This window comes from Micromonospora sp. NPDC003776, from assembly GCF_053605645.1.
The window spans coordinates 1-10,905 of sequence record NZ_JBSGJR010000195.1; the positions used below are offsets into that span (position 1 = coordinate 1).

Below are 10,905 nucleotides of genomic sequence, written 5' to 3' on the forward strand. Positions count from 1 at the left end.
GCGGGGCCGCCACCCCCCCGCACCCCGGGCCGCCCCCCCCCAGGGTCGCGGGGCCCCCGCCGCCGGGCACGCTGGCCGTCACCCGCGCGGGCAGCGGCGCCGCGGCGGCGACGGTGACCAACGCCACTGCCAGCGCGGCGAGGAAGCGGTACGGGCGGCCGCCGGGCGGCCGGCGCCGGGTCGGCGGATCGGGCGTGACGTCGTCGCGGAGCTCACCCAGATCGATGATGGTCACGGCCACCCCTCTCCGCGCCGGCACCCCGGCGGGCCCCCACCGGGTCACCGGCCGGCCGGAGCGACGCCGTGCCGCCTGTACGATGGCCCGTCGTGGCTGTGCCGGTGGTAGACCCTTCGCTGAACTCCTCGCCCGTCGCGGCCGAGCCCGTCGTGGCGGACCCGCCGCGCCGGCCCCGACGCCGGCCGGCCCGTGGCGACGTGCTGGCGCTCGCAGCCTATGCGCTGCTCGGTGTCCTCGTCTGCCTCAACTACTGGGGCGATGTGCAGCACCGGGTCTCCTCGCACCTGCCGACCGACCACAGCTGGTTCGAGTGGCTCTTCGCGCACGGCGCCTACTCGGTCCGTCACCTGGAGAACCCGCTCTTCACCGCCCGGCAGAACGCCCCGGACGGGGTGAACATGATGGCGAACACCTCGCTGCTCGGGGTGACCCTGCCGCTGGCGCCGCTCACCCTGCTGTTCGGCCCCCAGGTGATGTACGCGCTCTACCTCGGCGCGGCGCTGTCGGCCACGGCGGCCACCTCGTACTGGATGCTCTCCCGGCATCTGGTCCGGTCCCGCGGGGCGGCCTTCGTCGGCGGCGCGTTCCTCGGCTTCGCCCCCGGCATCGTGCACCACGCCAACGGGCAGCCGAACTTCGTCTCCAACTTCCTGCTCCCGCTGATCGTGGTCCGGGTGCTGCGGCTCGGTGAGCCGGGCCGCCGGCTGCGCAACGGGATCGCGCTGGGCCTGCTGGTGGCGTATCAGATCTTCATCAACGAGGAGATGCTGCTGCTCACCGCGCTGGCCTGCCTGGTGGTGGTGCTCGCGTACGTGGTGCAGCGGCCGCGCGCGGCGGGGCGGCAGGCGGGCACCTTCCTGGCCGCGGGTGGCATCGGCGCGGCGTTGGCCGTGGCGCTCACCGCGTACCCGATCTGGTACCAGTTCAACGGGCCGCAGTCCTACCGGGGCCTGCAGGGCGGCGTCTTCCACAGCTGGGGCGAGGACCTGATGGCCTTCGTCACCTTCGCCCGGGACACCGTCGCCGGCGACGAGGCGGTGGAGAAGACCATCGGGCTGACCGAGCAGAACAGCTGGTTCGGCTGGCCGCTGGTGCTGGTCGCGCTGGTCGCCCTGGTGCTGCTGGTGCGCCGCTCGCTGCCGGCCCGGATCGTCGCCGTGCTGGTGCTGGTCTTCACCGTGGCCGCGCTCGGCCCGAAGCTGCGCTTCAACGGGGTGGAGACCACCGTCGACGGTCCCTGGGCGTACGTGCCGGACAACCTGCCCCTGGTCGAGATGATGATGCCGACCCGGCTCACCCTGGTGGTGGCCGGCGCGGTCGGCGTGCTGTTGGCGCTGGCCTGGAACGCGCTCGCCGGGGCCGGCCGACCGGTGGTGCCGGCCCCGCGCGCCGCCGCCGAGGCCACGCCGGCGCCCGCCGGGCCGCGCCGGCGCTGGCTGCGCGGTCTCGGGTACGTGGCGATCGTGGCCGCCCTGCTGCCGCTCTTCCCCCGCCCGCTGCCGGCCCAGCGGATCGACCCGCCGCCGCACTTCATCACGGCCGGCACCTGGCGGCCGTACGTGCCGGCGGGCCGCACCCTCGTGCCGGTGCCCATCCCGAGCAACGTGCACGGCCTGCCCACGCTGCGCTGGAGCGCGCTGACCGGGCTGCAGTTCCCCATCCCGGCCGGCTACTTCATTGGCCCGAACGAGAACGGCGAGGGCGTCTTCGGCGCGCCGAACCGGCCGACCAGCACGCTGATCTACTCCACCATGGACGCCGGCAGGGTCCCGGCGATCACCGACGAGAACCGTCGCCAGGCGCTCGAGGACCTACGCTTCTGGAAGGCGTCGGTGGTGGTGCTCGGGGCGAACCCGAGCGAGGGGGTGCTGCGCGAGCTGATGACGTCGCTGCTCGGCCCGCCGCAGCGGGTCGACGACGTCTGGCTCTGGGACGTCCGCGACCGCGTCTGACTCGCGCCCGCCCGCACCCGCGCCCGGGATCGCGCTCGATCCTCGATCGAGTGGTGTCGGAGCGCGCCGGATGCCACTACGTCCATGTTCGAGCGCGACCTTGAACGGGCGGCGGCCGCGCACCGTCGCGGCGTTCAGCCGACGAGCGGGCGGACGTCCCAGAGGTGCGCGCCGGGCACGTCCCGGCCGGGGCCGAACAGGGCGTCCACGGTGGCCCGGACCGGGTCGCCGGGGGACGAGCCGGCCTGCACCAGCACCGCCGCCCGCCAGTGCCGCAGGTCCTCGACCGCCTGCCGGCGTTCCGCCGCGCCGATCGGCGGCACCTGGCCGGTCTCGGCGGCCTGGCGCAGCAGCACCGAGGTGGGGCGGTCCGGCGCACCCCAGCGCGCGGTCGGGTCGTCCGAGCTGCGGGGGCCGATGAAGAAGCCGCCGGGCGCGGTGAAGGCCAGCCCGGTGCGGGCCGACCAGAGGGTGCCCGGGCTCACCGCCGCCCCGGTTACCGGGGGGACCGGCACCAGCGTCCGCCCCGGCGGGACGTACGCCCGCCAGTCGCCGCCGGCGACGAAGGCCGGCACCGGTACGGCCGGCACGGTCCGGATCGGCGTCGGCACCAGCGGCAGCAGCGCGGCGGCGACTGCGCCGGCCCACGGTGCCCAGGTCCGGACGGAACGCCGGCGCACCCGGTCCAGGGCGAGGGCCAGCAGCACCCCGAGCACCGGTACGCAGACCAGCGCGAACCGGGCCGGCACCACCAGGTCCAGCAGCGGCACCCCGGTGAGCAGCCGGTACGGGCCGGGCAGCCCGGTGTCGTGCCGGTTCACCACGATCGTGGTGCCGAGCGAGAGCAGGGCGAAGAGCAGCCCGCAGGCGGCGAGGGCCCGGACCAGGGGCCGCCGCCACAGCCGGACCACCACCAGCACGGCCAGCAACGGCAGGAACGGCCCGAAGTAGGAGTTCTGCTCCGTCGGGTTCGGCGACAGCAGCCCCGCCCGGTAGCCGTCCCCGGCGATGCTCTGTCGGGCGGCGGCGGTGAACGAGGCCGCGTCGAGGCGGAAGCCCCGCGTGTAGAACGGCATGCCCGTGTAGTGGCCGGGGCCATGGAACTGGAACCACAGCGGGTACGCGAGCAGCACCCCGGCGACCAACGCCCCGATGCCGAGCCGGCGGGCCAGCACCGGTGCCAGCCGGCGCGCGGCGGCCCGGTCGGCCAGCGCGTACGCCCCGGCGAACACGGCGGCGGCGAGGGCGACGAAGACCAGCAGCTCCTCGCCGAGGAAGACCTGGTACGCGACCGCCAGCCCGAGCAGCACCCCGTCCCGCCGGATCCGGTCGGTGCGCGGGCGGAACACCAGCGCGAGGATCACCGGCACCAGGAACTGGGCGGCCATGTGCAGGTGCGCCCCGGCCTGCGACACCATGCCGGGGGCGAACCCGCAGCACAGCCCGCCGACCGCGGCGGCGGCCCGGGAGCGGACCACGCGGCGGAGGAGCAGCGCGTACCAGGCGGTGGCGGTGCCGGCGAGGCAGGCCACCACGGCGACCAGGAAGGCCACCTGGGACCCGCCGAGCAGGGTGACCGGGGCCAGCGGCACGCCCAGCCCGAGCACCGAGGTGTTGGCCATCAGGTTCACCCCGTCCGGGGCGTTCAGGGCGGTGCTGTAGAGCGGGTTCTGCGCCTCGCTGACCGACCGGGCGGCGTGGGCCAGCATCCACTCGAAGAGGATCTGGTCGCCGGCCTGGTGGAAGAGCCGTTCCGGGCGGCCCCACTGCCCGGCGGTGAGCAGCACGGCCAGGCCGAGGTAGCCGACGACGACCAGCGCGTCGGCCGGGCGGAGCCGGCGACGGGGGTCCCGCCGGGCCGGCGGCGCGAGGCCGGGCGGCGGCTCCGGGGTCAGGCCGACTGGCTGGTCAGTGTCCGGACGTCCCACAACCACACGTCCAGCTCCTGCCGGGCCGGGCCGAGCAGCTGCTCGACGGTCCGGCGCAGCGGCTCGGCGTTCGGCTCGTTCAGCGGCAGCACGACGATGGCGGCCCGCCAGTGGCGCAGCTCGTCCAGGAAGCGGCGGCGCTGCCGGTCGTCCAACTTCGGCGTACGCCCGGTCGCCGCGACCTCCTCCAGCAGGTCGCCGATGCCGCTCGGACGCCCGCCGAACCGCCCCGGGTCGCCGGTGACCCCGTTGCGCGGGGCGAGGAAGTAGCCACCGGGGATCTTGAAGGCCAGGTCGGTGCTGGCCGCCCAGCGCATCGGGTCGGTGTTGCCCATGCTCGGCACCGGCACCGACACCAGCGTCTGGTCCGGCCCGACGTACTGCCGCCAGCGGTCGGCGGTGATGAACTTCGGTACCGGCGGGCGGCTGGTGACCTGCAACGGCATCGGCGCGATCGGCAGCAGGGCGAGCACCAGGCCGGCGACGGTCACGATGCGGATGGTCCGCCGGTCGGGCAGCCGCAGCGCGGCGGCCCGCTCGACGGCGAACGCCAGCAGCACCCCGATGACCACGCCGGTGATCAGGCCGAACCGGGTGGGCACCACCGCGTCCAGCAGCGGCAGGTGGACCAGCAACTCCCACGGCCCGGTGAACAGGTCCCGGTCCCACCAGGACACCCGCTCGCCGAGCGAGAGCACCGCGAACAGCGCCCCGGTCACGGCGAGCGCCCGGACCAGCACCTCCCGGCGCAGCCAGACCACGATGCCGACGGTCAGCAGGGACAGGCTCCAGCCGAAGAAGGCGTTCTCCTCGGAGTAGTTCGGGGCGAGGTTCACGTTGGCCCGCTCGTTGCCGCCCAGCGTGGTGGAGCCGGGGGCGAAGAAGGCCGCGATGTCGTTGCCGTAGTCGCGCACGGTGTCGCTGAGCCCGTGGTACGCCATCGGCCCGGCGAACTGCACGTACAGCGGGTACGCCAGCAGCGCGCCGGCGAGCACCGCGCAGACCGCCAGCCCGGCGGCGAGCGGACGCCACGCGGCGGCCCACAGGTCACGCCGCTGGGCGAGCACGGCGAGCAGGAACACGCCGCAGGCCAGCGCGGTGAAGAGCAGGATCTCCTCGTTGATGAACGCCTGCCCGGTGACCAGCAGGGCGAGCAGCGCGCCGTCGCGGACCGGCCGGGTGGAGCGGGTCAGCACCAGCACCCGCCAGACGATGAACGGCAGCAGGAACTGGGAGATGATGTTGGGGTGCCAGTTGGCGTGCGAGAGCATCGCCGGCGAGAACCCGCAGAACCAGGCGCCGACGGCCGCGGCCAGCCGGAGCCGGACCACGTGCCGGGAGAGCACCCGGTACCAGGCGGCGGCCGTGCCGGCCAGGCCGAGCGTGACCAGGGTGACGAAGGAGACCGCCGGTCCGAACAGGAGGGTGACCGGCACCATCGGGATGCCCAGGGCCAGGATGGCGGTGTTCGCCATCAGGTTGACCCCGTCCGGATAGTTGAACTGGTCGGTGTAGAACGGGAACTCGCCGTGCAGCACCACGCGGACCGAGTGGGCCAGGAAGAACTGCACCTGGGCCGGGTCGCTGCTGTAGAGGGCGGCCACCCGTCCGGCGGGGTCGGCCCAGATCCGGCTGGTCACCCAGAGCGCGGCGAGCAGGAAGACCGCGTGCACGGCGAGATCGATCCGGCGCAGTGTCCAGCTCCGGCGCCGCCGCGCCACCGGCCGGGCGTCCGACCTGGCCGGTACGGGGTCGGCGACGGGCGCGGCGTCGGCCTCGACGGGAGCGGCCGGGGCCGGTTCGGGCGTCGCGGCGGGCTCCGGGGCGGTGGGTGGCTCGGGGGCGGCCGGGGCCACGGTGGTGACGGAGGCGGAGCCCGTCGGGGCGTCGGGGTCCGGCGGCGAGTCGCCACGGGGCTCGGCAGGCGTCACAGTCGGCGGAGTCTACCGGAGCCGAAAAATGGCCAGGAAAGACGCACCGCTGTCCTCTGTGGTCGCTTCCGGAAGGGTGAGGCGGTTGCGGGCGGAGCGCCCCGCGTCTCGTACCATGTGGCTTCGCGAAAACGACCGGATCGGGGGCGTACAGGTGGTTTCAGTCCGCCGCCGCGGCACGACGGCCACCGCGCTGCTGATCCTGCTGCTGGCCGCGACCGGCTGCGAGCCGGTCGCCGCACGGCAGTCCACGGAGCTGCGGGTCGGCTACGACAGCCTGGACGGGCCGCTCACCGTCTGGCCGGCGCGCGGCAACCTGGCCGAGGACGCCGCCGCGACGGCCGGGATCAGCCGGGTCGTGCGGGACTGGCGCTCACCGGTCGACGACCGGGCGCACCTGCCGTCCTCGGGCATCCTCTTCGCCGGCGAGGTCGCCGGCACTCCGCTGGCCCTGGTCGCCGCCGACGTGCCCGGCGAGAGCGCTTCCTGGCTGCTGCAACTCGCCCGGCACGGGGATCGCTGGCGGGTCGACCGCGCCAGCGAGTACACCGACCCCGGCTACCTGGTCTACTCCGATGTGCTGCCGGTCCGGACCGCGGACGGCCGCCGTTACCTCACCTCGGCCCGGGTGCAGCGGCTGCTCGGCCCGGACGGGCGGACGCTGGCCACCACCGACGGCATCACCGAGCCGGTCGCCGTACCGGCCTGCCAGGCGGTGGAGCTGACCGCGACGCTGCGGGCCACCCGGTCGCTGCCGCGCGGCCGGGCCGCGGACCGGGTCCTCGACCTGGGTACGGCCACCGCCGACCCCCGCTATCCCCTGGTCCGCGACGAGACGGGCGCCGGCCGGCGCGCGCTGACCGGCCTGGACACCTGCCACCTGGCGGACACCAGGGGGCCGTTCGGCAGCGTGCCGCGCCGGCTCGGCGACCGGGACGCGCCCCGCTCGGCCCCGGAGTCCTGGCCCATGGCGAAGATCGCGGTCCGCTCCCTCGGCGAGGTGGCGCTGGGCGGCGGTGAGCCGGGTGACCTGGAGCAGCTGAGCTGGGAGACCGCCACCGGCACGATGACCGCGGTGGTCTACCGCCCGGCCGACGGCGGGACCCCGGTGGTCTCCCCCGCCGACCGGTCCACCACGCTGCAGGCGTACTACCTGCCGGTGCCGGGGCAGCCCGTCGCGGTGCTGAGCTGGCGGACCAACCGGGACGCCTCGTTCGCCGCGCCGCCGGGCACCCAGCGGCTGGTGGAGCGGCCGGGCCTGGTGGTGGTGCCGCAGCCGGACCGCAAGCAGACGTTCAGCCTGGCGGGTACGGAGAAGACCTGGTACCGGTCGGTCGGCGGCCGCTGACCGCCGGCCCTTCGACGCCAACGGGCGGCCCTGCCTCGCGCAGGGCCGCCCGTTCCGCGTGTCGCGTCAGTTCTTGGCGGTGGCCTCGTCGGGCTGGTGCGGGTCGACGGGCTGGGCGTCGAGGCTGGAGATCCAGCCGGTGACGTCCCGGGCCACGTCCTGCGCGGTGAGGCCCAGGTCGGCCAGGATCTGGGCGCGGGTGCCGTGCGGGTGCCAGTCGGCCGGCACGCCCAGGTCCTTCAGCGGCACCCGGACGTCGGCGTCCCGCATGGCCTGGCCGAGCGCGTCGCCGACGCCGCCGACCCGGACGCCGTCCTCGACGGTGACCACGAGCCGGTGGGCGGCGGCCAGCTCGACCAGCTCGGCCGGGACCGGGCGGACCCAGCGCGGGTCGACCACGGTGACGCCGTAGCCCTGCTCGGCGACCCGGGCGGCGACCTCCATGCCGAGGCCGGCGAACGAGCCGACCGCGACCAGCAGCACGTCGGTACGCGCCGACTCGGTCAGGACGTCGACGCTGCCGACGCGGCGGACGGCCGGCAGGTCGGCGGCGACGGTGCCGGTCGGGAAGCGCAGGATGGTCGGGCCGTCCTCGACGGCCACCGCCTCGCGCAGCTCCTCGCGGAGGCTGGCGGAGTCGCGGGGCGCGGCGATCCGCAGGCCGGGCACCACCCCGAAGACCGACATGTCCCAGATGCCGTAGTGGCTCGGCCCGTCCGGCCCGGTGATGCCGGCCCGGTCGAGCACGAAGGTGACCGGCAGCTTGTGCATGGCCACGTCCAGCAGGACCTGGTCGAAGGCGCGGTTGAGGAAGGTGGCGTAGACGGCGACCACCGGGTGCAGGCCGCCCATCGCCAGGCCGGCCGCCGAGGTGGCCGCGTGCTGCTCGGCGATGCCCACGTCGTAGACCCGCGCCGGGTACTTGCGGGCGAGGGTGGCGATGCCGGTGGGCTCGGCCATCGCGGCGGTGACGCCGACCACGTCGGGACGCTCGTCGGCGATCTTGACCAGCTCGTCGGAGAAGACGTGGGTCCACTTCACCGACGGCGCGGCGACCAGCTGACCGGTCTCGGCGTCGAACGCGCCGGGGCCGTGCAGGCAGTCCGCCTCGTCCTCCTCGGCCGGGCGGTAGCCGTAGCCCTTGCGGGTGACCGCGTGCACGATCACCGGGCCGCCGAAGTTCTTGGCGGCGCGCAGCGCCGACTCGACGGCGGCGACGTCGTGGCCGTCGACCGGGCCGACGTACTTGATGCCGAGGTCCTCGAACATCGCCTGCGGGGCGACCGCGTCCTTGATGCCCTTCTTGACCGCGTGCAGCACCTCGTACATCGGCTTGCCCACGAACGGGGTGTTGCCGAGCGCGTCCTTGACGGTGTCGAGCACCTTCTCGTAGCCGGGGTTGAGCCGCAGCGACGAGAGGTGGTCGGCCAGGCCGCCGATGGTCGGCGAGTAGGACCGGCCGTTGTCGTTGACCACGATGACCAGCGGATTGCCGGCGGTGGCGATGTTGTTCAGCGCCTCCCAGCACATGCCGCCGGTGAGCGCGCCATCGCCGACCATGGCCACCACGGCCCGCTTCTCGCCGCGCAGCGCGTACGCCTTGGCCAGGCCGTCGGCGTAGGACAGGGCGGTGGAGGCGTGCGAGTTCTCGATCAGGTCGTGCTCGCTCTCCGCCTGGTTGGGGTAGCCGGAGAGGCCACCGCGCTGGCGGAGGTTGTCGAAGCCCTCCTGCCGGCCGGTGATGATCTTGTGTACGTAGGCCTGGTGGCCGGTGTCGAACAGGAGCCGGTCGCGCGGCGAGTCGAAGACCCGGTGCATCGCCAGGGTGAGCTCGACGACGCCCAGGTTGGGGCCGATGTGCCCACCGGTGCGGGAGACCTTGGCGATCAGGAAGTCACGAATCTCAGCGGCGAGGATGTCCAGCTGCTCGGCGGTCATCCGCTTGACGTCCTGCGGACCGCGGACGGTGCCCAGCAGCCGGCCGTGGTTGGCCGTGTCCTCTTCAACACTCATGACGAAAGAGTCTATCGGCCGCCCGACAGCCCGCAGCCCGGCCGTGGATCTCCCCTGGTGGAAACCCGGATCAGCCCTCGATCACCAGCCGCCGCGGCGGGGTCGGCGGGGTCGCCGCCCGGGCCGGGCCGGCCGGGGTCCAGGCGCCCAGCACCGCCGCTCGGGTGGCGCCGGTCACCGACGGGATCGCGCCCGGCAGCCCGTGCCAGGAGAGCCAGCCCAGCAGGGCGAACGCGTACGCCTCCTTGGCCTGCGCCGGCACCCCCAGCTCGTCGGTGGTGCGCAGCCGCCAGCGCCCCTCCCCCCGCGCCGCCAGCCGGTCGCGCAGTGTGGGATTGCGCACCCCGCCGCCGGCCGCGACCACCTCGGTCACCCCGTGCCGGTCGCAGGCGTCGGCGACGGTCCGGGCGGTCAGCTCGGTGAGGGTGGCGAGCACGTCGTCGGGGGCGACCGGCTCGCCCAGGGCGGCCAGCCGGTCGTCCAGGTAGCCGGCGTGGAACAACTCCTTGCCCGTGGACTTGGGCGGCGGCGCGGCGTAGTAGGGCTCGGCGAGCAGCAGCGCCAGCAGCCCCGGGTGCACCCGCCCGGCCGCCGCGCGGGCCCCGTCCAGGTCGCAGGGGCGGTCGAGGAGCCGCCGGGCGGCGGCGTCCAGCAGGGCGTTCGCCGGGCCCACGTCGTACCCCAGGATGGGCGCGCCGGGGGCGACCACGGTGAGGTTGGCGATCCCGCCCAGGTTGAGCGCGGCGCGCGGCGCGGTCCCCTCGCCGAGCAGCAGCGCGTCGAAGGCCGGCACCAGCGGGGCGCCCTGGCCGCCGGCCGCGACGTCCGCCGAGCGCAGGTCGTGCAGCACCGGTACGCCGACCCGCGCCGCCACCCGGGCCGGCGCGCCGAGCTGGAGGGTGCCCCGGACCCGGCCCGCCTCCACCCAGTGAAAGACCGTCTGCCCCGGCGAGACCACCGCGTCCACCGGGCCGCCGGCCAGCTCCACGCCAACCGCCGCCGCCTCGGCGAAGACCTCGCCGAGCCGGTTGTCCAGCCGGCAGACCGCCTCGATGGTGGTGGCCGCCGGGGGCAGCAGGGCCCCGATCGCGGCGCGCAGCTCGTCGTCGTAGTCCAGGCCGCGGTGCCCGAGCGGGCGCAGCCGCAGCGTCTCCCCGTGCCGGGCGAACTCGGCTGCCACCACGTCCACCCCGTCGTACGAGGTGCCCGACATCAGCCCGACGATCTTCATCGCGCCAGGCTAGCGCCCGGACCCCGGTCCGCGCCCCGGCCCGCGCCCGGCCCGGGCGGGACCGGTGGTGGGACCGGTGGGTGGGATCGGCCCGCCGTCCCCGGCCGACCCCTTCTCCGTCCCTTTGCTCTGCTTCAACGGACGCAACACCAATGGCCGGTTCCTGTTGCGCGGTCGTGACCACCGCCTTCGTGGGGGCCGGTCTCGTCGCCCTCGGCGCGAACGCCCTCCCGGACGCCAAGAGCGTCAGCCCGTCGGTCCTCG

At 75.1% G+C, this 10,905-nt stretch carries 6 protein-coding genes and 1 pseudogene; 2 read left to right on the forward strand and 5 right to left on the reverse strand.

The features are described from left to right. Positions 1-235 (reverse strand): annotated as a pseudogene (locus ACWEVO_RS17465) (hypothetical protein); the annotation flags it as partial. Positions 236-354: 119 nt separating this feature from the next. Here ACWEVO_RS17465 and ACWEVO_RS17470 point away from each other — a divergent pair. After that, positions 355-2,190, forward strand: a complete 1,836-nt coding sequence (locus tag ACWEVO_RS17470; protein ID WP_452308572.1) for a hypothetical protein — start codon at positions 355-357, stop codon at positions 2,188-2,190. A gap of 134 nt (positions 2,191-2,324) precedes the next feature. Here the strand turns inward: ACWEVO_RS17470 and ACWEVO_RS17475 are convergent, their stop codons facing one another. Both ACWEVO_RS17475 and ACWEVO_RS17480 read right to left on the reverse strand, forming a co-directional pair. Then, a complete protein-coding gene (locus ACWEVO_RS17475; protein WP_452308568.1) occupies positions 2,325-4,124 on the reverse strand; it encodes a hypothetical protein in 1,800 nt (599 codons plus the stop codon). Further along, positions 4,082-5,974 carry a hypothetical protein gene (locus ACWEVO_RS17480; protein WP_452308573.1) on the reverse strand — a complete coding sequence of 631 codons (1,893 nt, stop codon included), beginning with the start codon at positions 5,972-5,974 and terminating at the stop codon, positions 4,082-4,084. Before ACWEVO_RS17480 ends, ACWEVO_RS17475 begins: the two co-directional genes overlap by 43 nt. Before the next feature lie 229 nt (positions 5,975-6,203). Here ACWEVO_RS17480 and ACWEVO_RS17485 point away from each other — a divergent pair, with 229 nt between their 5' ends. Next, positions 6,204-7,397 carry a hypothetical protein gene (locus ACWEVO_RS17485; RefSeq protein WP_452308569.1) on the forward strand — a complete coding sequence of 398 codons (1,194 nt, stop codon included), beginning with the start codon at positions 6,204-6,206 and terminating at the stop codon, positions 7,395-7,397. A 66-nt stretch (positions 7,398-7,463) separates the two neighbouring features. On the opposite strand, the gene dxs is transcribed toward ACWEVO_RS17485, so the two are convergent. Together dxs and ACWEVO_RS17495 are read right to left on the reverse strand one after the other, a co-directional pair. After that, positions 7,464-9,410, reverse strand: a complete 1,947-nt coding sequence (dxs, locus tag ACWEVO_RS17490; RefSeq protein ID WP_452308570.1) for a 1-deoxy-D-xylulose-5-phosphate synthase — start codon at positions 9,408-9,410, stop codon at positions 7,464-7,466. Between the two features lie 70 nt (positions 9,411-9,480). Further along, entirely contained in the window at positions 9,481-10,641 is a 1,161-nt protein-coding gene (locus ACWEVO_RS17495; protein WP_452308571.1) for an anhydro-N-acetylmuramic acid kinase, read from the reverse strand. Positions 10,642-10,905 lie beyond the last annotated feature (264 nt).

Excerpts from the sequence above, each read along its gene's own strand:
- dxs (WP_452308570.1), bottom strand. The coding sequence starts at position 9,410 with ATGAGTGTTGAAGAGGACACGGCCAACCACGGCCGGCTGCTGGGCACC.
- ACWEVO_RS17495 (WP_452308571.1), bottom strand. The coding sequence starts at position 10,641 with ATGAAGATCGTCGGGCTGATGTCGGGCACCTCGTACGACGGGGTGGAC.